Here is a 20,178-nt window from a genome sequence, read left to right on the forward strand (position 1 = left end):
GAAGCCCGGTCGTCCGCCCTAGATTGGCGGACGCGCATTGCGGGTCCGTCTCGCCAACGCGACGAACCTTTTCAGCCGCGCGGGTGGAAATGATCGTAGATGGTGCGTGCCACCGCCTTCGACACCCCGGGCGCGCGCTCCAGATCCTCCAGCGCCGCGCCACGCACCGCGCGGGCCGTGCCGAAATGCATGAGCAGCGCCCGCTTGCGCGCCGGGCCGATGCCCGGCACCTCGTCCAGCGGACTGGCGGTGAAGTTCTTCGCCCGCTTGGCGCGATGAGTGCCGATGGCGAAGCGATGCGCCTCGTCGCGCAGCCGCTGCAGGAAAAACAGCACCGGCGAGTTTGGCGGCAGCATCGATTCGCGGCCATCGGGCAGGTGGAAATGCTCCCGCCCCGCATTGCGATCCGGGCCCTTTGAAATGCCGACCACCGGCACATCCTCGACGCCCGCCTCCTGGAGCACGGCGCACACCGCCGCCACCTGGCCCTTGCCGCCGTCGATCAGCAGCAGGTCGGGCCATTCGCCGGAATTGCGGTCGGGATCCTCTTTCTCCAGCCGGGCGAAGCGGCGCTCGAGCACCTCGCGCATCATCGCGAAATCGTCGCCGGGGGCGGTCTCGGGCCGTTTGATGTTGAACTTGCGATAGGCGCTCTTGCGAAAGCCCTCGGGGCCGGCGACGATCATCGCGCCGACCATGTTGGTGCCCATGATGTGGCTGTTGTCATAGACCTCGATGCGGCCCGGCGGCTCGCCCAGCTCGAACAGGTTGGCGATCTCGCCGAGCAGCTTCCCCTGCGTCGTCGATTCGGCGAGGTGGCGATCCAGCGCTTCCTCGGCGTTGCGGCTGGCCTGGGCGAGCAACCTGCGCTGCTCGCCGCGCTGCGGCCGCTTCAGCTCGACCTTGCGGCCGGCGCGATCGGCCAGCGCCTCGGCGAGCAGCGCCGCCTCGCTCAGATCGCGATCGAGCAGGATCAGGCGTGCCGGCGGCACCTCCTCGTAGAACTGGACGAGAAAGCTGGTCAGCACCTCGTCCTCCGGCACTTCGGCGGTATGGGCCGGAAAGAAGCTGCGATGGCCCCAATTCTGGCCGCCGCGGATGAAGAAGGCCTGGATGCACATGACGCCGCCCTTGGCGTGCAACGCAAACACGTCGGCGTCGGCCACGCCCTCGGCGTTGATCGACTGGCTGCCCTGAATGAAGGTCAGCGCGCGCAGCCGGTCGCGCAGCACCGCGGCGAGTTCGAAGTCCATCGCCTCGGCCGCCGCCTGCATCTGGACGCCGAGCTTCTGCTGCATCTTGGTGGAGCGGCCGGAGAGATAATCCTCCGCGTCACGCACCAGCTCGGCATAATCGTCCGTGCTGATCCGGTCGACGCACGGCGCCGAGCAACGCTTGATCTGATGCAGCAGGCACGGCCGCGTGCGGTTGGCGAAGAAACTGTCGGTGCACGAGCGCAGCAGGAACAGCTTCTGGATCGCGGTCAGCGTCTTGCGCACCGCGCCGGCGCCGGCAAACGGCCCGAAATACTGCCCCTTGGCGCGCCGTGCGCCACGATGCAGCTGCACGCGTGGAAATTCATGATCCTCGCGCAGCAGGATGAACGGGAAGCTCTTATCGTCGCGCAGCAGCACATTATAGGGCGGGCGGAACCGCTTGATCAGCTGCGCCTCGAGCAGCAGCGCCTCGGCCTCGGTATTGGTGGTGACGATGGTCATGCCGCGCGTCTGGGCGACCATGCGCTGCAACCGCTTCGGCAGGCGGGAGACCTGGGTATAATTGGTAACGCGGTTCTTCAGCGCCCGCGCCTTGCCGACATACAGCACCTCGCCGCGCGCATCCTGCATGCGATAGACGCCAGGCCGGACCGGCAGGGTCTTCAACACATTGCGGATCGCCGCAATGCCGGCGTCGAGGTCCGGCTTGTCGGAGCCGCGCACCGTGTAGGTGGACTTCTCCTCGTTGAAGCGGTCGGTGGGCGGGGTATCGTTCACGGGTGGGGATTTAGAGGGTGCGAGGGGGGGATTGAAGCCCCTGCGTTTCACTTCCGTTCTTTGCCGCCCCACCACCGTCCAAAGCTTCGCCCCACCCAGGCCCACAGCGCTGCGGCGGGGATCATCACCAGCCCGATCGGATCATAGCGGACCGGCGTGGCGGCCAGCCAGAGCAGCGCCGGCACGGCCAGCGCCAGTATCAGCACGATCCAGCGGAAACGCCGCAGCAGGAAGCCGCCGATCACCGCCGGCAGTGCCAGCGCCGGGCTCGACAGCCCGGACAGCAAGACGAACCAGACGGCCGCGGCGTCCGGCATCGGCGCCGCCTGCCGGATCAGTTCAGCCGGGAGATCGCCGCGTCGACCAGCGCCTTGTCGGCGGCCTTGTCGTGCACCTCGCCGATCAGCGTCGCGGCGGCGGCAGCGGCGGCGGACGCCGCCTTGGCACGCACCTCGGCGATAGCGGCACGCTCGGCGGCGCCGATCTTGTCCTCGGCCATCCTGGCGCGGCGCTCGATAAGAGCGTCGGCGTCGGTGCGGGCCTTGGCGAGCAGGGCATCGGCCTCATGCCGGGCGGCGGTGCGGATCGCCTCCGCCTCGGCCTCGGCGCCAGCGGTCTTGCCGGTATATTCCGCCTTCAGCGCCTCGGCCTCGGCGCGCAGCCGGCTGGCCTCGTCGAGCTGGGCGCGGATGGCCGCGATCTTCTTGTCGAGCGAGGCGCCAATCACCGCCGGCACTTTCTTCGCCAGCATCAGCGCGATCACCACGATCATGGCGAGCGCGACCCAGGCGGTCGCGTCGAGCCCGAGCGCGGTCGGCTCGGCGGCGGGCTCGCCATGGCCCTGCACGAACGTCGCCTCGACATTCTGGTGCGGCGCGAAGGGCATGGAATTGTCGGCGTTGGCGAGATTGTGGGCGACGGTGGCGTCGGCGGCGGCTGCGTTGCTCATCTGTCGATCCTCAGCCCTGCTGCGCCAGCGCGGCCTTCACCGCCGCGTCCGCACGATCGCGGGCCACGGCGACGCCGGAAAGCCGCTGGACGATGTCCTGCGCCGCCTCGGCGGCGACGCCCTCGATCGTGGCCAGCGCCTCGTTGCGCTGGACGGCGAGACGCGCCTCGGCATCGGCCAGCTTGGTGGCGGAGACGGCATCGGCCGCCTTCACCCGTGTCTCGGCTTCGGCGGCGGCGGCCGACTTGGCCTCGGCAGCGGCCTTCTGCGCGGCGGCGCGAGCCTCGGCGAGGCGGGCACGATAGCCGGCCTCCGCCTCGTCGGCGTCGCTCCGTGCGCGGCTGGCCGCGACGAGATCCTCCCGGACCCGCTTGTCGCGGCCGTCCATCGTCGCCTCGATCTTCGGCAGCATCGACTTCGCGATGACGAAGTAAATCAGGCCGAAGACGACCAGCATCCAGAAGATCTGGGACGAATAGATTTCGGCGAGCTGCGCGATCTGAGGCATCAAGGATTCCTGAGAAGCTGGCGCGGGCGGCGCGAACGCCGCCCGCCCGACCTCATCTTGTTAGGCGACGAAGAGCAGGATCATCGCGACGACGAAGGCCAGCAGGCCGAGCAGCTCGGCGGCCGCGAAGCCGATGAAAAGGCGGCCCTGCTGGCCGTCGGCGGCGGCCGGATTGCGCAGCGCGCTCTCCAGGAACGAGCCGAAGACATTGCCCACGCCCAGCGCGGCGAGGCCCACGCCGATCGCGGCCAGACCGGCGCCGATCAGCTTCGCGGCTTCTGCGTCCATGATAAAACTCCCTTGTTCAAACCATTGAAAGATCAGTGAAGATTGACCGCGTCATTGAGATAGAGCGAGGTCAACAGAGCGAACACATAAGCCTGGATGGCACATACCAGCAGTTCCAGCGCCGAGATGCCGATCATCAGCACGAAGCTCGGCAGGCTGACCAGCAGGCCATAGCCGACCCCGGCCGAGATGCCCTTGATCACGAAGCCGCCGAGCACCTTCAGCAGGATATGGCCTGCAGTCATCGCCACGAACAGTCGCAGCGCGAGGCTGAACGGACGGACGAGGAAGGAGAACAGCTCGATCACGAACATCAGCGGGATCATGATCACCGGCGTGCCATGCGGCACGAACAGCGAGAAGAAGTGGAAGCCGTGGCGCGAGAAGCCGACGATCAGCACCGTCGCGAAGCTCAGCACCGCGAGCACGCCGGTGACGGTGAAGTGGCTCGTCGCCGTGAAAGCGTGCGCGCCATGCCACACCGGCGTCAGGATGCCGATCGGCACCATGCCCATCAGGTTGGCGATGATGATGAACATGAACAGCGTGAACACCAGCGGCACGAAACGCCGGCCCTCAGGCCCGATGCTGGTCGATACCATCGAGTTGACGAAGCCGACGACGCTCTCAGCGGCCGCCTGCCAGCGGCCGGGCACCAGCTGCCGCTTCATGCCGCCGAGCATGAACACCCACAGCACGAACAGCGAGAGCACCATCCACAGCGCGGAATTGGTGAAGGCGATGTTATAGCCGCCCACCTGGAGGCCGCCCGTACCGAACAGCGGCTCCACCATGAACTGGTGCATCGGATCGATCTTGCCAGGTTCGGCGGCCACGGTCGTCAATACCCCCAAAAATTTGGTGCGTCGTCTATGTCAGTCGAGCGCCCGAATTCACTCCGGACGCTCGTTGGAAATCCTGATGATGTTCCTGAAGGCCACCACCATTCCGAGGAACAGGAAGCCAAGCAGGAACCAGGGCGACGTGCCCGCGAACCGATCGATGACCCAGCCCACCAGCGCGCCACCGGCAAGACCCCCGATCAGCTCCGCCAGCACGCGATTGCCCTGGGAATATCCCTTGTTGGCATTGCCGCGTGCCTTGTCGGTCCTGACCTTCTCCGCGTGGTGCGCCGCCTTCAGTCGCGCATCGAGCGCGGTGAGACGGGCATCCTCCGTTTCGATCGGGTCGTGCCCGGGATCGCCTGCCGTCATGTCGCCGCCTCCTTCTGGTCAAGCGCGTCATGCCGCCGAGCGTTCCCGCCAAGGCGCCGCCCCTTTAGGAACGGGCCTCCTGCGAGTCAACCGCGCGGCTGCGCATCGCATGCATGGCCGGGGGACAAGTCGCGAAAATGCGTGTTAATGGCCGGATGATGAAGCGCTTTGCCCTGTCCGCTCTGATGCTGCTTGCCGCGTGCGACAAGCCAGCGGCGCCCCCCGCCCCCTCGCCCGCCCGGCCGCAGGCGACGGCGCCGGCCGCTCCGGCTGCTCCGGCTGCTCCCTCCGCCCCCGCCTCCGCGCCCGCTGCGGCGCCGGTGGTCATCGCCGACAAGAGCGCGCTCATCAATTTCAGCTATCAATGGCCGGCCGAGGCGGCGGCGATTCCGGCGCTCGATGCGCGGCTCCGCGCCGATGCGCGCACCAGTCGCCAGCATGCCATCAACGGCGCGCGCGAGGACAAGCGGGCTCGCCCGGCCGACGCCCCCTTCTTCGCGCACGAGATGCAGAAGACCTGGACGGTGGAGGGCGAGGCGGCCGGCCTGCTCGCCCTGCGCGACGAATTCGCCACATTCACCGGCGGCGCCCATGGCATGAGCGGATTCGAGGCGATCCTGTGGGATCGCGCCGCCGGCCGCGACATCACGCCATGGAGCCTGTTCACCGATCGCGCCCGCGCGCTCGCCGCACTCAAGGCGCGCTTCTGCCCGGCCCTCAACGCCGAGCGCGCCGCCAGGCGCGGCGCGCCGGTGACGACCGGCGAGGACTGGGACGTCGCCTGCCCCGACATCACCAAGCAGATCGTCATCCCCTCGGACGTGAAGAACGGCCGCTTCACCAGCCTGCGCGTGCTGATCGGGCCCTATGAGGCCGGCCCCTATGCCGAGGGCAGCTACGACGTGAACCTTCCCGTCGACGCCGCCATCCTCGCCCTGCTCCGCCCCGAGCGCCGCGGCGCCTTCGCCGCACGGCCATGAACGAAATCGCCACCTCCGACGCCGCCGGCCATCGCGCGCGCATGCGTGAGCGACTGCTCCGCCATGGCGCGGAGACGCTCGGCGATGTCGAACTGGTCGAATATCTGCTTATGCTCGCCATCCCGCGCCGCGACACCAAGCCGCTCGCCCGGCGGCTGCTGCGCGAGTTCGGCGATATCGAGCGGCTGATCTCCGCCCCGCCGGAGGCGCTGATGGCGATGGATGGCGTCGGCGAGACGGTCGCCGCCGCCTTCAAGATCGCGCAGGGCGTCGCCATCCGCCTGCTCCGCCAGCGCACGCTCGAGCAGCCGGTGCTGGCCGGCTGGGAGGCGCTGCTCGACTATCTCCACGCCGACATGGCCCATATCGGCATCGAGCGAGTGCGCGTGCTGCATCTCGATCGCCGCAACCGGCTGCTTCGCGACGAGGTGATGGCGGAAGGATCGGTGGATCAGGCGGCGTTGCATGTGCGCGAAGTCATCGCGCGCGCCATCCAGCTCGGCAGCTCCGCCCTGATCCTCGTCCACAATCACCCGAGTGGAGACGTGAAGCCCAGCCGGCAGGACATCGCGCTCACCCGCGAGGTCGTCGACGCCGGCCGTCCGCTGGGCATCACCGTCCACGATCACGTCATCGTCGGCGGCGCCGGGCATAGCAGCATGCGCGCGCTGGGGCTGCTCTAGCGCCCCCCGCCTTCGCGCTCACCGTGAAAGCCCGCTCCTTTTCCTATTGCGCCAGAAAGCTCGTCAGCTCCTGCGGCGTGATGACATGATCGCCATTCGCATCCGCCTTGCCGAAGAAGCCGGCGGTGGCGTTCAGCACCTGCGCCGGCGGCATGCCGTCGGCGCTGCGGCCGTTGGCGGCCATCACCCAGGCGCCGAATTCCAGAGGGGTCAGCGCACCCTTGTTCTCGCGATCATATTTGCCCCATTGCGCGCGCACCGCATCGGCGATGACGCCGGAGGGCAGCGCCGCCGCCTGTGCCTGCGACTCCGCGGACGGAGAGGGAAGAACGGGGCCCTGCGGCGTATCGGGCAGCGGCGGCAGCGCCCCGGCCGGCACGGCGGCGGACTGGGGAATGGCGGTCATGGGCGCTTGCGCGAGCGCCGGGCCGGCGAGCGCCGCCGCGGCGATGAGCAAGGTCTTCATCGAGAGTCTCCGATCGGTCTCATTGCCCGCCATAATCGCAGGCCTTGCCGCCACGACAAAGGTCGGTTCGTCGCGCAAAGCGGTTGACAGGGCGCACGCGGCATGATGCTGCGAGCGCTTCTCCTAACCCGGCAACCCTGACAGGACAGCGCCATGATCCCCCGCTACGCACGCCCGCAGATGGTCGATATCTGGACGCCGGAAAGCCGTTTCCGGATCTGGTTCGAGATCGAGGCGCATGCGCTGGACGCGATGGCCGAACTCGGCGTCGTGCCGAAGGAAGCCGCCGCTGCGGTGTGGGCCAAGGGGGGCTTCGACGTCGCCCGCATCGACGAGATCGAGGCCGAGGTGAAGCATGACGTCATCGCCTTCCTCACCTCCGTCGCCGAGCATGTCGGCCCCGAGGCGCGCTTCCTGCACCAGGGCATGACCAGTTCGGATGTCCTCGACACCTGCCTCGCGGTGCAGCTGAAGCGCGCCGCCGACCTGCTGATCGCGGACCTCGACGCGCTGCTCGCCGTGCTGCGCCGCCGGGCGGAGGAGCATCGCTACACGCCGACGATCGGCCGCAGCCACGGCATCCATGCCGAACCGGTCACCTTCGGCCTCAAGCTTGCCCAGGCCTACGCGGAGTTCGATCGCTGCCGCGCCCGCCTCGTCGCCGCGCGGGAAGAGATCGCCACCTGCGCCATCTCCGGAGCGGTGGGCACCTTCGCCAACATCGACCCGCGCGTGGAAGCGCATGTCGCCGAGAAGATGGGCCTGACGGTCGAGCCCGTCTCGACGCAGGTCATCCCGCGCGATCGCCACGCGATGTTCTTCGCGGTGCTCGGCGTCGTCGCCTCCTGCATCGAGCGGCTGGCCATCGAGGTTCGCCATCTCCAGCGCACCGAGGTGCTCGAGGCAGAGGAATATTTCTCGCCCGGCCAGAAGGGCTCGTCGGCGATGCCGCACAAGCGCAACCCGGTGCTGACCGAGAACCTTACCGGCCTCGCCCGCCTCGTCCGCGCGGCAGTGACCCCGGCGATGGAGAATGTCGCGCTATGGCATGAGCGCGACATCAGCCATTCCTCGGTCGAGCGCGGCATCGGCCCCGACGCCACCGTAACGCTGGACTTTGCCCTGGCGCGGCTGACCGGGGTGATGGACAAGCTCGTCATCTATCCCGAGCGGATGCGCAAGAATCTCGACAAGATGGGCGGTCTGGTCCACTCCCAGCGCGTGCTGCTGGCCCTGACCCAGGCGGGCGCGTCGCGCGAGGACGCCTATCGGCTCGTCCAGCGCAACGCGATGAAGGTGTGGGATTCGGACGGGGAGCTCTCCTTGATGGAGCTGCTCAAGGCGGACCCCGACGTGACGGCGTCGCTGTCGGCGGAAGATATCGAGGAGAAGTTCGACCTCGGTTATCATTACAAGCACGTCGATACGATCTTCCACCGCGTGTTCGGGGCCTGATCCGGCCAAAGCCGTCACCCTGAACCTGTTTCAGGCTCCATTCCGCCACAAGCTCCGGGGCTTGTGGCCGGTGGACGCTGAAACAACTCCGCATGACATCGCGACGATGCCAATCACCCCCGCCGCATGATGAACTCGTCGTCGCGCCAGTTGCCGACGGCATATTGATAGGCGCCCACCGTGGCGAAGCCTCGCGCCGCATAGAAATGCTGCGCCTTGTCGTTGCCGGACCATACGCCGAGCCACAGCCGGCGCGGCCCGGAGCGCTCAAGCCAGCCGATCGCCGCATCGAACAGGCGCGCCCCAAGCCCGGTTCCCTGCGCCGCCCTGGCGACATAAAGCATGCGCAACTCGCCGTCCTCGGTTGAGGCTTCGGGGTGCGGAAGCTGGCAGGGGCCGGCCACGGCATAGCCCCGGGCCACGCCGTCCGCCGTCTCGCCGATCCATACCCGCGTGTCGGGCCCGGCGATGCGGGCAGCGAACACATCCGCGCCAAACGTCTTCGGCGCCCAGACGGCGACATCCTCAGGCGGATAGGGGATGCCGAAGCCGCCCTCCATGAACGTCTCGCGGAAAGTCGCCTCGCTCAGGCGGGACAGGGCCTCGGCATCGGTGGCTTCGGCCACCCGCACGCGCGTCCCGGCCTTATTCAGCGAACCGGCCCTTGAGGCGCGAGAAAAAGCCCTCCGGCTGATCCTCCACCGCGCCGCCCAGTTCGATCGAGCGCAGTTCCTCGAGCAGTTCGCGGCTGCGCGGATCGAGCCTCGTCGGCGTCTCGACATCGACCTGGATGACGAGGTCGCCCGCGCCGCGGCCATTGAGCACCGGCATGCCGGCGCCGCGCTGGCGCAGCTGGCGGCCGGACTGGATGCCGGCCGGCACGCGGATCTCATGGTTATGGCCGTCAATACCCTCGACGGAGATGACCCCGCCGAGCGCCGCGGTTCCGAAGCCGATCGGCACCCGCGTCAGCAACATGGTGCCGTCACGCTCGAACCGTTCATGCCGGGCGACATGCAGGAAGATGTAGAGATCGCCCGGAGGCGCGCCGCGTGCGCCGGCCTCGCCTTCGCCGGTGAGGCGGATGCGCGTGCCCTCGTCGACACCGGCGGGAATCTTCACCGACAGTGTCTTGCTGCGATCCACCCGGCCCTCGCCGCGGCAGCCGGGGCACGGATCGGCGATCACCTGCCCCGCGCCGTGGCAGGACGGGCAGACCCGCTCGACCACGAAGAAGCCCTGCTGCGCGCGCACCTTGCCGTGGCCCGCGCAGGTGCGGCAGGCGCTGGCCGAAGTGCCCGGCTTGGCGCCACTGCCGTCGCATTGTTCGCACGTCGCAGCGACCTCGATCGAGACCGAGGCGTCCTTGCCGTGAAACGCATCCTCGAGGGTGATCTCCATGTCGTAGCGCAGGTCAGCGCCGCGCTGGTTGGTGCGCCCGCGCCCGCGGCCGCCCCCCATGAACTCGCCGAAGATATCCTCGAAGATATCCGAAAAGCCTTCGAAGCCCTGCGCGCCGCCACCGCCCCGGCCGCCATTCTCGAAGGCGGCATGGCCGAAGCGATCATAGGCCGCGCGCTTCTGCGGGTCCTTCAGGCAATCATAGGCGTGGCTGATCGACTTGAATTTCGCCTCTGAATCCTTGCAGCCCGGATTCTTGTCGGGATGATAGCGCAACGCGAGGCGGCGATAGGCGGCCTTGATGGTCTTGTCGTCGGCGCCGCGCTCGACCTCAAGAAGCTCGTAGAAATCCACACTCTCGGACATGACGACCCCTGCGTGACGGGGCCGCCGCATGTGCGGCGGCCCCGCTCATTCCTCACTTCTTGTCGTCTTCCACTTCGGAGAATTCGGCGTCGACGACATCCTCGCCGCCGCCCGCATTCCCCGCGCCCGTGCCCGCGCCGGCAGCGGCGTTGGGCGAGGCCGAGGCCTGCTGCTCCTTCTCGTAGATCGCCTGACCCAGCTTCATCGCCACCTGGCTGAGCGCCTGGGTCTTGCTGTTCATGGCGTCCGCGTCGCCGCCTTCCACCGCGGCTTTCGCCTCGGCGATCGCCGCCTCGATCTCCGACTTGAGCCCCGCGTCGACCTTGTCGCCATGCTCCTTGAGCTGGCTCTCCGTCGAATGGATCAGGCTGTCGGCCTGGTTCTTCGCCTCGGCGGTCGCACGGCGCTTCTTGTCCTCCTCGGCGAAGGCCTCGGCGTCCTTGACCATCTTCTCGATGTCGGTGTCGGACAGGCCGCCCGACGCCTGGATGCGAATCTGCTGCTCCTTGCCGGTGCCCTTGTCCTTGGCGTGGACGTTGACGAGGCCGTTGGCGTCGATGTCGAACGTCACCTCGATCTGCGGCACGCCGCGCGGCGCCGGCGGGATGCCGATCAGGTCGAACTGGCCGAGCAGCTTGTTGTCGGCGGCCATCTCGCGCTCGCCCTGGAAGACGCGGATCGTCACCGCCGACTGATTGTCGTCAGCCGTGGAATAGACCTGCGACTTCTTGGTCGGGATGGTGGTGTTGCGGTCGATCATGCGGGTGAACACGCCGCCCAGCGTCTCGATGCCCAGCGACAGCGGGGTCACGTCGAGCAGCAGCACGTCCTTCACGTCGCCCTGCAGCACGCCGGCCTGGATGGCGGCGCCCATTGCCACGACTTCGTCCGGATTGACGCCGGTGTGCGGCTCCTTGCCGAAATAGGCCTTCACCACGTCGCGCACCTTGGGCATGCGCGTCATGCCGCCGACGAGCACGATCTCGTCGATCTGGTCCGCCTTGAGGCCGGCGTCGGCCAGCGCCTTCTTGACCGGCTCGATCGAGCGCTGGATCAGCGGCTCGACCAGCTTCTCGAGGTCGGTGCGGCTGATCGACTTGACGAGGTGCTTCGGTCCCGTCGCATCGGCGGTGATGAAGGGCAGGTTGACCTCGGTGGTCTGCGCGGAGGACAGCTCGATCTTCGCCTTCTCGGCCGATTCCTTCAGGCGCTGCAGCGCGAGGCGATCGTTGCGCAGGTCGATGCCCTCGGCCTTCTTGAACTCGTCGGCCAGAAACTCGACGACCCGGCTGTCGAAATCCTCGCCGCCGAGGAAGGTGTCGCCGTTGGTCGACTTCACCTCGAACACGCCGTCGCCGACTTCGAGGATCGAGATGTCGAACGTGCCGCCGCCAAGGTCATAGACGGCGATCGTCTTGTTCTCGTTCTTCTCGAGGCCATAGGCGAGCGCGGCCGCGGTCGGCTCGTTGATGATGCGCAGCACCTCGAGGCCGGCAATCTGGCCGGCGTCCTTGGTCGCCTGGCGCTGGGCGTCGTTGAAATAGGCCGGGACGGTGATCACCGCCTGCGTCACGGTCTCGCCGAGATAGGCCTCGGCGGTCTCCTTCATCTTCTGCAGCGTGAAGGCGGAGATCTGCGACGGGGAATAATCCTTGCCGCCCGCCTGCACCCAGGCGTCGCCATTCTGGCCGCGCACGATGTGGTACGGCACCAGCTCGGTATCGCGCTTGGTCACGGGATCGTCGAAGCGGCGGCCGATGAGGCGCTTCACCGCAAAGATCGTGTTATCGGGATTGGTCACCGCCTGGCGCTTGGCCGGCTGGCCGATGAGCCGCTCGCCGTCCTTGGCGAAGGCGACGATCGACGGGGTGGTTCGCGCGCCCTCGGAATTCTCGATCACCTTGGGCTTGCCGCCCTCCATCACCGCCACGCAGCTGTTGGTGGTCCCGAGATCGATCCCGATCACTTTAGCCATGTTAGTCCTTTCATCCCCACATATAGAGCCGCCGCCCGCTTCCCTCATCAAGCAGAAGCGGAATGGCGAGCCAGTGCGTTCATTTCGCCCGGCGATATAGGGGTGCGGCCAGTTGCTGCAAGACGCCTTGGCGGTTAAGCAGCCGCCGAATTCCTGCCGATCGCAAAGGATGTTGGCCATGGTCCGTCGCACGCTCACCCTCATGGCGGCATTCGGGCTGGCCGCATGCGGCGGCGGCGGCGGCAAGGAGGTCAGCGTCACCGACGCCGAGGTCCGCTTGCCGGTCGTGCCGGGCCGCCCGGGCGCTGCCTATTTCACGGTCACCGCCGGCGGGCAGGCCACCCGCCTCGTCTCCGTCGAGGGGCCGGCGGCGACGCGGATCGAGCTGCATTCCAACACCAACGTCAACGGCCATATGGAGATGCACCGGCTGGACGGCGTGGCGCTGGCCGCCGGCCAGAAGATCAGCTTCGCGCCCACCGGCAACCACGCCATGCTGTTCGGCGTCCCCCCGACGCTGAAGCCGGGCGACACCACCCGCCTCACCTTCCGCTTCGAAAAGGGCGTCCCCGTCACCGCGGAGGCGAAGGTCGTGGCGGGGACGGACGCCCACTGATCGCCACCGCGCCGGCCGCGAGCCGCGCCCTCACGCCGGGCGAGGTGGCGCTGGTCCGCGCCATGTTCGGCGATGCCATCGACACCGCCGCCGTCAGGCTGCACCGTCGCCGCTGGTGGCCGTTCCAGCCGCGCCATTACTGCATGGCGCCGGACGGGCACCTCTGGTTCCACCCGGAAGGCGATCTCTGGCAGGAGGATTTCGCCGACGCGCCGCTGGCGCTGCAGGGGCTGTTCATCCATGAGATGACCCATGTCTGGCAAACGGCACGCGGCGGCCGATGGTGGCTGCCGCTGATGCGGCATCCCTTCTGTCGCTATCGCTATGCGCTGACGCCCGGAAAGCCCTTCGCCGCCTACGGCATCGAGCAACAGGCCGAGATCGTCCGCCACGCCTTCCTGCTGCGCAATGGCTGGATATTGGAAGGTCGCCCGCAATTGTCCGTTTACGAGACGCTCCTGCCCTTCCCGGCCTAGCGGCTTGGCAAGCCCGCGCGGCCGAGTTACGGCGCCGAAACCAGTTTTGTTAAGGGTTGAAGGCGATGAAGGCCGGCCAGGGTCCGGTCGTGCGGCGAATAGTCTCCGTCCTGTTCCTGATCGTCGGCAGTGCGGCCTGCCTCTCGATGACGGCGCAGGACCCGTCCGGACGCGTCAACGAACGGCTGCTCGCCGCCCATAATGGCGAGCGTGGCCGGGTCGGCGTGCCGCCGCTGCGCTGGAACGCGAGACTTGCCGCGGAAGCGGCGCGATACGCCGCCGAGCTCGTCGCCCAGCCGGTGCCGGTCTTGCGGCACGATGTCCTGATGGAGAGCCCCGACAATATCGAGGGCGAGAATATCTGGCTCGGCACCCGCGCCGCCTATTCGCCCGAGGACATGGTCGGCCTGTGGCTCGGCGAGCGCAGGGCGTTCAGGAACGGCCTGTTCCCCAACGTCTCGGCGACCGGCAACTACATGGATGTCGCCCATTATACCCAGGTCGTCTGGCGCAGCACCCGCGAGGTCGGCTGCGCCATCGGGACCGGCGAAGATTACGAGGTGCTGGTCTGCCGCTATCTGGAAGGCGGCAACGTCACCGGCGAGCGGAGCTTCTAGCTCAGCCCGCCGCCTTCGCCACCGCGACCAGCGCCGGGCGCAGCAGCCGATCCTTCAGCATGTAGCCGGCCTGCATCTCCTGGACGATCGTGCCCGGCTGGGCGTCGTCGCTGGGCAGCTCGACCATCGCCTGATGGCGATGCGGATCGAGCGGCTGGCCGAGCGCCTCGACACGGGTGATGCCATGGCGAGAGAAGACATTGTCCAGCTCGCGGCCCGTCGCCTCCAGACCTGAAACGAGGCCCTTCAGCTTGTCGTTGGCGCGCAGCTCTTCGGGGATCGCGGCCAGCGCGCGGGCGAGATTGTCGGCGACGGACAGCATGTCGCGGGCGAAGCCGGTGGCGGCGTAGGCGGCAGCGTCCGCCTTTTCCTTCTCCAGCCGGCGGCGGACATTCTGCGTCTCGGCAGCGGCATAGAGCGCCTTCTGGCGGAGATCCTCCACCTCGGCGCGCAACGCCGCCAGCCCGTCCTCGCCCGCAGGGGCGGAGTCGGCGGCCTCGGCGATATCCTCGCGCAGCTCTTCGTTCACGGATTCGTTGGCGGAATTCTCTGTGCTCATGCCATCAATCTGGACAGGGTCTTTGCGGTGAAGTCAACCATGGGGACCACGCGCGCATAGTTCAACCGGGTCGGCCCGATCACTCCGATCACGCCGACGACATGGCCCTCCGCATCATGCCACGGCGCCGCGATCACCGACGAGCCGGACAGCGAAAAAAGCTTGTTCTCCGATCCGATGAAGATGCGGGTCGCCGGCGCGTGGCGGGCGCCTTCGAGCAGGCGGGCGATCTCTTCCTTGTCCTCCAGCTCGTCGAGCAGCTGGCGGACGCGCTCCAGATCGGCGGCGGCGGCCTGATCGATCAGATTGGCCTGGCCGCGGACGATCAGCACCGGCCGGCTCGCTCCATCCTCGGACCAGATGGCGAGCCCGCGCTCGACGAGATCATGGGCGGCCGCGTCGAGCGCGGCATGGCCCTGGCTCAGCTCGGCGCGCAGCCGCGCCTGCGCCTCGGCCAGCGTGTAGCCGGACAGCCGCGCGCTGACATAATTCGCCGCCTGATTGAGCGTCGAGGAGGATGTGCCGGGCGGCACGTCCACCACTCGATTCTCGACGGTGCCGTCCGTGCCGACGAGCACCGCCAGCGCGCGGCCCGGCGACAGCGGCACGAAGCCGAACTGGGCCAGCACCGGCTCGCGCTTGGGCACCATGACGATGCCCGCGCACGCCGAGAGGCCGGACAGCGCCGCCGTCGCCGCGGCCAGTGCATCCTCGATCGGGCCGCCGCGCTGGACGAGCTGCTGCTCGATCGCGGCGCGCTCCTCCGCGCTCGGCTCGGCCGCCTGCATCATGCCGTCGACGAACAGGCGCAGGCCCGTCTCGGTCGGCATGCGCCCGGCCGAGACATGGGGGGCGGCAAGCAGGCCCAGCTCCTCAAGGTCCTGCATGACATTGCGAATCGACGCCGGCGACAGGTTGAGCCCCGACAGGCGCGAGATGGTGCGGCTGCCCACCGGCGCGCCCGAGCCGAGATAGCTTTCCACCACGACGCGGAAAACGGCGCGGGCGCGATCGGAGAGCTCGGCTACGGGCTGGGTCATGGCATGCTGCTATCTAGGACGCTAAGCGGACAGCGACAACGGCCATGCAACCGGCCACGGGCTCCGCGCGCTTGGCGCCGCGAGCCTGAGACGCGAAGGAGACAGACCATGGCCACATCCACTCCGGATATCCGCAAGGGAGCGCTGGCCGGACTCGCCGCCGGCCTCGTCGCCTCGCTGGCGATGGACGGCTTCCAGCGGCTGTTCAGCAGCCCCAAGGGCATGCCAGCCACCGAGAAGGCCGCCGAGCGGATCGGCGAGGCGGTGACCGGAGACGCTCCCGGCCGGGAAAGCCGCAAGGCCGGCGCCTCCCTCATCCACTATGCCACAGGCATCGGCATCGGCATCGCCTATGGCATCGCCGCCGAATTCGCGCCGGAGGTGACCAAGGGCGGCGGCACCGCCTTTTCCTCCGGCGTCGCCGGCTTGCTCGATGAAGGCGCGGTCCCGGCGCTCCGCCTCGGCCCGGCGCCGTGGGACACGGATGCGGAAACCCACGCCTTCGGCCTCACCTCCCATCTCGTCTTCGGCGTCGTGGCGGAAGGGACGCGCCGCGCCGCCCGCGCGCTTGCCGATCGCGCGCTCGACACGTGATGCGCCTTGAAAGCGGCCTGGCTTTGCGCCCATCTAGAAGGCGATGACCGAACCGCTGCCCTCCGCACCCCAGGATCTTACCGGGGCCTTCAAGGGGGCAATGCGCCGCCTCGCCACGACCGTCACCATCGCCACCACCCGGGCCCCGGACGGACATCCGATCGGGATGACGGCGACGGCCGTCACCTCGCTCTCGGCGGATCCGCCGGCGCTGCTGATCTGCGTCAATCGCGCCGCCAGCATGCACAAGGCGCTGACCATGGGACACCGCTTCTGCGTCAACCTGCTGACCTGCGATCATGGCGAGCTGAGCTATGCCTTTGGCGGCGGGCTCGCCGCTGACCAGCGCTTCAGCGTCGGCAGCTGGGAGCGAAGCGATGGCGAGGTGCCCTATCTCGCCGATGCCCAGTCCAACCTGTTCTGCGTCGTCGACGGGCTTCACGATTACGGTACACATACGATTGTGATCGGCCGGGTGGAATCGGTGCGCCTGCACGGGGACGTGCGGCCGCTGATCTTTGGCGACGGGCGCTTCCTGCCCGTGTGACGAGCGAGCGGAGGGGGAATGATGAGCGACGACAAGGCCGGCGTCTATCCGGTGCCCGCGGAATGGGCGCACGCGAAGATCGATGCCGCCGGCTATCGGGAGATGTATCGCCGCTCGGTGGAGGATCCGCACGGCTTCTGGACCGAGCATGGCCGGCGGATCGACTGGATCAAGCCCTTCACCCGCACCGGCGACTGGTCCTTCGACGCGGAGCATTTCGGCATCGCGTGGTTCGCGGACGGCACGCTCAACGTGTCGGCCAATTGCCTCGATCGCCATCTCGCCACCCGTGGCGAGCAGGTCGCGATCCTGTGGGAGCCCGACGATCCCGCCGGCGAGGGGCGCTCGCTCACCTATCGCGCGCTTCATGACGAGGTCTGCCGCTTCGCCAATGCGCTGAAATCACTGGGCGCGGGCAAGGGCAGCCGCATCACCCTCTACATGCCGATGATCCCTGAAACGACGGTGGCGATGCTCGCCTGTGCGCGGATCGGGGCGATCCATTCGGTGGTGTTCGCCGGCTTCTCCCCGGAAGCGCTCGCCGGCCGCATCCAGGATTGCGATTCGACGATCGTCATCACCGCCGACGAAGGCCGGCGCGGCGGCAAGACCGTGCCGCTCAGGGCCAATGTCGACGAGGCGCTGACCCACTGCAACTCGGTCGAGCATGTCATCGTTGTCCGCCACACCGGCGGCGGCGGCGCGCCGAAGGAGGATGGCCGCGAGCATGACTACGCCGCGCTGGTCGCGGCCGCCTCGCCGGATTGCCCTCCCGAGGAAATGGCGGCGGAGGACCCGCTGTTCATCCTTTACACCTCGGGGTCGACCGGCAAGCCGAAGGGCGTGCTGCACACCTCCGGCGGCTATCTCGTCTGGGCGGCGATGACCCACGAGATCGTGTTCGATTATCGCGCGCCGGAGGTCTATTGGTGCGCCGCCGATGTCGGCTGGGTCACCGGCCACAGCTACATCGTCTACGGCCCGCTCGCCAATGGCGCGACCAGCCTGATGTTCGAGGGTGTGCCCAACTGGCCGGACGCCTCGCGCGTCTGGCAGGTCGTCGACAAGCATCGCGTCACCATTTTCTACGGAGCGCCGACGATGCTGCGCGCGCTGATGCGCGAGGGCGATCAATGGGTCGCGCGCACCGAACGTTCGTCGCTGCGCCTGCTCGGCTCCGTAGGGGAGCCGATCAATCCCGAGGCCTGGGAATGGTATCACAAGGTGGTCGGCGGCGGCCGCTGCCCGATCGTCGATACCTGGTGGCAGACAGAGACGGGCGGCCACATGATCACTCCGCTGCCCGGCGCCACGGCGCTCAAGCCGGGCTCGGCCACCCTGCCCTTCTTCGGCGTGGTGCCCGAGCTGGTCGACGCCGAGGGCAAGCTGCTGGAAGGCGCGGCCGAGGGCAATCTCGTCCTCGCGACGAGCTGGCCCGGCCAGATGCGCACCGTCTGGGGCGATCATGCGCGTTTCTTCCAGACCTATTTCTCGGCCTATCCGGGCAAATACTTCACCGGCGACGGCTGCCGTCGCGACGCCGACGGCTATTACTGGATCACCGGCCGCGTCGACGACGTCATCAACGTTTCCGGCCACCGCATGGGCACCGCCGAGGTGGAGAGCGCGCTCGTCGCCCACCCCAAGGTGGCCGAGGCCGCCGTGGTCGGCATGCCGCACGCGGTAAAGGGCCAGGGTATCTACGCCTATGTCACGCTGAATGCCGGCGAGACCGGCGACGAGGCGCTGCGTGCCGAGCTGGTCCGCTGGGTGCGCCACGAGATCGGGCCGATCGCCGCGCCCGATGCCGTGCAATTCGCGCCCGGCCTGCCGAAGACCCGTTCCGGCAAGATCATGCGCCGCATCCTGCGCAAGATCGCCGAGGGGGAGGTCGGCTCGCTGGGCGACACCTCGACGCTCGCCGATCCGAAGGTGGTCGACGATCTGGTCGCCAACCGGGTGCCGGCCGCGTCCTGAGCCGACGCTGTCGGCGCCTTGGTGAACCCGAAGGGCCGGCCTATACGTTGTCACGTTGAAAAACGGGAGGAAAACCATGCTCGAACCCAATAAGGCAGCGAAACAATCCGCGGCCCAGGCGCAGTCTCTCAACGCCAAGGTGCTCGATCACGCCGAGGAGAATGTGCGCGAGGCATTCAAGGCACTGCGCGCTGCCGCCGGCTCCAGCTCCGTCGCCGATGTGCTGAAGGCGCAAGGCGATTATGTGAAGGAACAGAGTGCCCGCAGCATGGCCCAGGCCAAGGAGATCGGCGAGCTGATCGCCAATTTCGGGCGCAGCGCGATGACCGGCTGGGGCGGCTTCGACAAGAAGGACTAAGCCCCGCCGCGCCGATGCGAGACGGACGGGCGACGAGCGGTTGCTGCCGCGCGCCCGTCCGAATCAAGGATTCTTGTTCGATTCCAGCGAGTCGTCTATAATTCCCCATGGGCGGAGCAAAAACCAGGCCCGCCGGGGAAAGGGGTTTGCGGGGTTGCGACACGCTATCATTGCTGCGCTCGCGCTGACTGCGGGCATCGCCGGAACGCCTGCGATGGCGCCGGCCGCCGGTCTCACACCGATCATCCAGCCGCGCTATGCGGCGATCGTGATGGACGCCTCGACGCGCGAAGTGCTGTACGCCAACGCCGCCGACGAAATCCGCCACCCCGCCTCGATCACCAAGGTGATGACGCTGTTCCTCACCTTCGACGCGCTGCGGTCCGGCCGCCTGCAGCTTGACGACCAGGTGCCGATTTCCCGTCACGCCGCCGCGCAGCGCCCGTCCAAGCTGGGGCTGCCCGCGGGCCGTTCGATCAGCGTGCGGGAGGCGATCGAGGTCGTCGCCGTCAAATCCGCCAACGACATCGCCGTGGCGCTGGCCGAGAAGATCGCCGGCTCCGAACCCGCCTTCGCCCGGATGATGACGAACAAGGCCCGCATGCTTGGCATGAAGGCGACCTATTTCTCCAACGCCTCCGGCCTGAACGACGTGGCGAATTTCACCACGGCGCGGGATCTGGCGATCCTGTCGGCGTCGATTCTGGCCGCCCATCCGGATCGCTACAGCTATTTCGGCATGCGCACCGCTTCCTTTGGCAAGCTGCGCTTCGCCAATCACAATCCGTTGCTCGGCAAGCTGGACGGCGTGGACGGCATCAAGACCGGCTTTACCAACGACGCCGGCTATACGCAGGCGGCGTCGGCCGTGCGCGGCGGGCGCCGGCTCATCACGGTGGTGATGGGCGAACCGACCATCGCGGCGCGCAGCCGCGATCTGACGGCGCTGCTCGACGCCGGCTTCTCGGTGCTTGAAAAGCGGGCCAGGGGCCAGCTCACCACCGTCGCGGCAAACCTCCCGGACATTAGCCATCCGGCGCTCAGGATAATGCCCGGCCACGCAGAGGGTTCGGCCGAATATTGACAGGACTTGACAACGCCGCCTGATTGTGCGG

The 20,178-nt window shown here is 68.0% G+C and carries 24 protein-coding genes; 11 read left to right on the plus strand and 13 right to left on the minus strand.

Annotated elements, in window-relative coordinates:
- Positions 1–71 precede the first annotated feature (71 nt).
- The 7 genes from uvrC to KOF26_RS01560 are packed head-to-tail and all read right to left on the minus strand — an operon-like array spanning position 72 to position 4,953.
- Positions 72–1,994 carry an excinuclease ABC subunit UvrC gene (gene uvrC, locus KOF26_RS01530; protein WP_216318888.1) on the minus strand — a complete coding sequence of 641 codons (1,923 nt, stop codon included), beginning with the start codon at positions 1,992–1,994 and terminating at the stop codon, positions 72–74.
- Between the two features lie 47 nt (positions 1,995–2,041).
- Entirely contained in the window at positions 2,042–2,311 is a 270-nt protein-coding gene (locus KOF26_RS01535; protein WP_216318891.1) for a hypothetical protein, read from the minus strand.
- Between the two features lie 17 nt (positions 2,312–2,328).
- On the minus strand, positions 2,329–2,943 hold the full coding sequence (locus KOF26_RS01540; protein ID WP_216318894.1) for a F0F1 ATP synthase subunit B family protein: 615 nt from the start codon (positions 2,941–2,943) through the stop codon (positions 2,329–2,331).
- 10 nt (positions 2,944–2,953) lie between these two features.
- Positions 2,954–3,451, minus strand: coding sequence for a F0F1 ATP synthase subunit B family protein (locus tag KOF26_RS01545; RefSeq protein WP_216318897.1), 498 nt, complete (start codon positions 3,449–3,451; stop codon positions 2,954–2,956).
- A 60-nt stretch (positions 3,452–3,511) separates the two neighbouring features.
- A complete protein-coding gene (locus tag KOF26_RS01550) occupies positions 3,512–3,739 on the minus strand; it encodes a F0F1 ATP synthase subunit C (RefSeq protein WP_010127014.1) in 228 nt (75 codons plus the stop codon).
- 32 nt (positions 3,740–3,771) lie between these two features.
- Positions 3,772–4,575 carry a F0F1 ATP synthase subunit A gene (locus KOF26_RS01555; RefSeq protein ID WP_216318900.1) on the minus strand — a complete coding sequence of 268 codons (804 nt, stop codon included), beginning with the start codon at positions 4,573–4,575 and terminating at the stop codon, positions 3,772–3,774.
- Positions 4,576–4,632: 57 nt separating this feature from the next.
- Positions 4,633–4,953 carry an AtpZ/AtpI family protein gene (locus tag KOF26_RS01560; protein ID WP_216318903.1) on the minus strand — a complete coding sequence of 107 codons (321 nt, stop codon included), beginning with the start codon at positions 4,951–4,953 and terminating at the stop codon, positions 4,633–4,635.
- 158 nt (positions 4,954–5,111) lie between these two features.
- Here KOF26_RS01560 and KOF26_RS01565 point away from each other — a divergent pair, with 158 nt between their 5' ends.
- Together KOF26_RS01565 and radC are read left to right on the plus strand one after the other, a co-directional pair.
- Positions 5,112–5,933 carry a PdaC/SigV domain-containing protein gene (locus tag KOF26_RS01565; protein ID WP_216318906.1) on the plus strand — a complete coding sequence of 274 codons (822 nt, stop codon included), beginning with the start codon at positions 5,112–5,114 and terminating at the stop codon, positions 5,931–5,933.
- Positions 5,930–6,616, plus strand: coding sequence for a RadC family protein (gene radC / locus KOF26_RS01570; RefSeq protein ID WP_216318909.1), 687 nt, complete (start codon positions 5,930–5,932; stop codon positions 6,614–6,616). The genes KOF26_RS01565 and radC overlap by 4 nt, the downstream gene beginning before the upstream one ends.
- Before the next feature lie 43 nt (positions 6,617–6,659).
- Here radC and KOF26_RS01575 read toward each other — a convergent pair whose 3' ends face one another.
- Positions 6,660–7,082, minus strand: coding sequence for a CREC-EF hand family protein (locus tag KOF26_RS01575; RefSeq protein ID WP_216318912.1), 423 nt, complete (start codon positions 7,080–7,082; stop codon positions 6,660–6,662).
- Between the two features lie 153 nt (positions 7,083–7,235).
- Between KOF26_RS01575 and purB the strand changes: the two genes are divergently transcribed.
- A complete protein-coding gene (purB, locus tag KOF26_RS01580) occupies positions 7,236–8,537 on the plus strand; it encodes an adenylosuccinate lyase (RefSeq protein WP_216318915.1) in 1,302 nt (433 codons plus the stop codon).
- 113 nt (positions 8,538–8,650) lie between these two features.
- On the opposite strand, the gene KOF26_RS01585 is transcribed toward purB, so the two are convergent.
- Genes KOF26_RS01585 through dnaK form a run of 3 tightly spaced genes read right to left on the minus strand, consistent with a single transcriptional unit; the run spans position 8,651 to position 12,279 of the window.
- On the minus strand, positions 8,651–9,163 hold the full coding sequence (locus KOF26_RS01585; protein WP_363181579.1) for a GNAT family N-acetyltransferase: 513 nt from the start codon (positions 9,161–9,163) through the stop codon (positions 8,651–8,653).
- Positions 9,164–9,182: 19 nt separating this feature from the next.
- Positions 9,183–10,304, minus strand: a complete 1,122-nt coding sequence (gene dnaJ / locus KOF26_RS01590) for a molecular chaperone DnaJ (RefSeq protein WP_216318918.1) — start codon at positions 10,302–10,304, stop codon at positions 9,183–9,185.
- A gap of 52 nt (positions 10,305–10,356) precedes the next feature.
- Positions 10,357–12,279, minus strand: a complete 1,923-nt coding sequence (dnaK, locus tag KOF26_RS01595) for a molecular chaperone DnaK (protein WP_216318921.1) — start codon at positions 12,277–12,279, stop codon at positions 10,357–10,359.
- A gap of 178 nt (positions 12,280–12,457) precedes the next feature.
- Between dnaK and KOF26_RS01600 the strand changes: the two genes are divergently transcribed.
- The 3 genes from KOF26_RS01600 to KOF26_RS01610 all read left to right on the plus strand — a co-directional run bounded on the left by KOF26_RS01600 (position 12,458) and on the right by KOF26_RS01610 (position 13,988).
- Positions 12,458–12,895 carry a copper chaperone PCu(A)C gene (locus KOF26_RS01600; protein WP_216318925.1) on the plus strand — a complete coding sequence of 146 codons (438 nt, stop codon included), beginning with the start codon at positions 12,458–12,460 and terminating at the stop codon, positions 12,893–12,895.
- Positions 12,896–12,957: 62 nt separating this feature from the next.
- Complete coding sequence (locus KOF26_RS01605) at positions 12,958–13,371, plus strand: vgr related protein (protein WP_216319908.1); 414 nt, start codon at positions 12,958–12,960, stop codon at positions 13,369–13,371.
- Between the two features lie 65 nt (positions 13,372–13,436).
- Positions 13,437–13,988 (plus strand): CAP domain-containing protein, encoded by a 552-nt coding sequence (locus KOF26_RS01610; protein ID WP_216318928.1) that lies wholly within the window; start codon positions 13,437–13,439, stop codon positions 13,986–13,988.
- A gap of 1 nt (position 13,989) precedes the next feature.
- Here KOF26_RS01610 and grpE read toward each other — a convergent pair whose 3' ends face one another.
- Both grpE and hrcA read right to left on the minus strand, forming a co-directional pair.
- Positions 13,990–14,547: a nucleotide exchange factor GrpE gene (grpE, locus tag KOF26_RS01615; protein WP_216318930.1), complete on the minus strand. Its 558-nt coding sequence runs from the start codon at positions 14,545–14,547 to the stop codon at positions 13,990–13,992.
- Positions 14,544–15,587 (minus strand): heat-inducible transcriptional repressor HrcA, encoded by a 1,044-nt coding sequence (gene hrcA, locus KOF26_RS01620; protein WP_216318933.1) that lies wholly within the window; start codon positions 15,585–15,587, stop codon positions 14,544–14,546. The genes grpE and hrcA overlap by 4 nt, the downstream gene beginning before the upstream one ends.
- A gap of 108 nt (positions 15,588–15,695) precedes the next feature.
- Between hrcA and KOF26_RS01625 the strand changes: the two genes are divergently transcribed.
- From KOF26_RS01625 to KOF26_RS01645, 5 genes are all read left to right on the plus strand, one after another.
- Positions 15,696–16,181, plus strand: a complete 486-nt coding sequence (locus KOF26_RS01625; protein ID WP_216318936.1) for a DUF1440 domain-containing protein — start codon at positions 15,696–15,698, stop codon at positions 16,179–16,181.
- 43 nt (positions 16,182–16,224) lie between these two features.
- A complete protein-coding gene (locus tag KOF26_RS01630) occupies positions 16,225–16,728 on the plus strand; it encodes a flavin reductase family protein (RefSeq protein ID WP_216318939.1) in 504 nt (167 codons plus the stop codon).
- 21 nt (positions 16,729–16,749) lie between these two features.
- Positions 16,750–18,705: an acetate--CoA ligase gene (acs, locus tag KOF26_RS01635; RefSeq protein ID WP_216318941.1), complete on the plus strand. Its 1,956-nt coding sequence runs from the start codon at positions 16,750–16,752 to the stop codon at positions 18,703–18,705.
- Between the two features lie 76 nt (positions 18,706–18,781).
- Entirely contained in the window at positions 18,782–19,063 is a 282-nt protein-coding gene (locus KOF26_RS01640; protein ID WP_216318945.1) for a phasin family protein, read from the plus strand.
- A gap of 154 nt (positions 19,064–19,217) precedes the next feature.
- The gene (locus tag KOF26_RS01645) at positions 19,218–20,147 is read left to right on the plus strand and encodes a D-alanyl-D-alanine carboxypeptidase family protein (protein ID WP_253200946.1); all 930 of its coding nucleotides are present in this window, start codon (positions 19,218–19,220) and stop codon (positions 20,145–20,147) included.
- The last annotated feature ends 31 nt before the right edge of the window (positions 20,148–20,178 follow it).

The organism is Sphingomonas quercus, from assembly GCF_018863195.1.
GTDB classification, from domain to species: Bacteria; Pseudomonadota; Alphaproteobacteria; order Sphingomonadales; family Sphingomonadaceae; genus Solisphingomonas; species Solisphingomonas quercus.

Bases quoted from the DNA above. Each gene is read 5' to 3' on its own strand.
- KOF26_RS01535 (WP_216318891.1), bottom strand. From the start codon at position 2,311: ATGCCGGACGCCGCGGCCGTCTGGTTCGTCTTGCTGTCCGGGCTGTCG.
- KOF26_RS01540 (WP_216318894.1), bottom strand. From the start codon at position 2,943: ATGAGCAACGCAGCCGCCGCCGACGCCACCGTCGCCCACAATCTCGCC.
- KOF26_RS01545 (WP_216318897.1), bottom strand. From the start codon at position 3,451: ATGCCTCAGATCGCGCAGCTCGCCGAAATCTATTCGTCCCAGATCTTC.
- KOF26_RS01550 (WP_010127014.1), bottom strand. From the start codon at position 3,739: ATGGACGCAGAAGCCGCGAAGCTGATCGGCGCCGGTCTGGCCGCGATC.
- KOF26_RS01560 (WP_216318903.1), bottom strand. From the start codon at position 4,953: ATGACGGCAGGCGATCCCGGGCACGACCCGATCGAAACGGAGGATGCC.
- KOF26_RS01565 (WP_216318906.1), top strand. From the start codon at position 5,112: ATGAAGCGCTTTGCCCTGTCCGCTCTGATGCTGCTTGCCGCGTGCGAC.
- radC (WP_216318909.1), top strand. From the start codon at position 5,930: ATGAACGAAATCGCCACCTCCGACGCCGCCGGCCATCGCGCGCGCATG.
- KOF26_RS01575 (WP_216318912.1), bottom strand. From the start codon at position 7,082: ATGAAGACCTTGCTCATCGCCGCGGCGGCGCTCGCCGGCCCGGCGCTC.
- purB (WP_216318915.1), top strand. From the start codon at position 7,236: ATGATCCCCCGCTACGCACGCCCGCAGATGGTCGATATCTGGACGCCG.
- dnaJ (WP_216318918.1), bottom strand. From the start codon at position 10,304: ATGTCCGAGAGTGTGGATTTCTACGAGCTTCTTGAGGTCGAGCGCGGC.
- dnaK (WP_216318921.1), bottom strand. From the start codon at position 12,279: ATGGCTAAAGTGATCGGGATCGATCTCGGGACCACCAACAGCTGCGTG.
- KOF26_RS01600 (WP_216318925.1), top strand. From the start codon at position 12,458: ATGGTCCGTCGCACGCTCACCCTCATGGCGGCATTCGGGCTGGCCGCA.
- KOF26_RS01605 (WP_216319908.1), top strand. From the start codon at position 12,958: ATGTTCGGCGATGCCATCGACACCGCCGCCGTCAGGCTGCACCGTCGC.
- KOF26_RS01610 (WP_216318928.1), top strand. From the start codon at position 13,437: ATGAAGGCCGGCCAGGGTCCGGTCGTGCGGCGAATAGTCTCCGTCCTG.
- grpE (WP_216318930.1), bottom strand. From the start codon at position 14,547: ATGAGCACAGAGAATTCCGCCAACGAATCCGTGAACGAAGAGCTGCGC.
- hrcA (WP_216318933.1), bottom strand. From the start codon at position 15,587: ATGACCCAGCCCGTAGCCGAGCTCTCCGATCGCGCCCGCGCCGTTTTC.
- KOF26_RS01625 (WP_216318936.1), top strand. From the start codon at position 15,696: ATGGCCACATCCACTCCGGATATCCGCAAGGGAGCGCTGGCCGGACTC.
- KOF26_RS01630 (WP_216318939.1), top strand. From the start codon at position 16,225: ATGACCGAACCGCTGCCCTCCGCACCCCAGGATCTTACCGGGGCCTTC.
- acs (WP_216318941.1), top strand. From the start codon at position 16,750: ATGAGCGACGACAAGGCCGGCGTCTATCCGGTGCCCGCGGAATGGGCG.
- KOF26_RS01640 (WP_216318945.1), top strand. From the start codon at position 18,782: ATGCTCGAACCCAATAAGGCAGCGAAACAATCCGCGGCCCAGGCGCAG.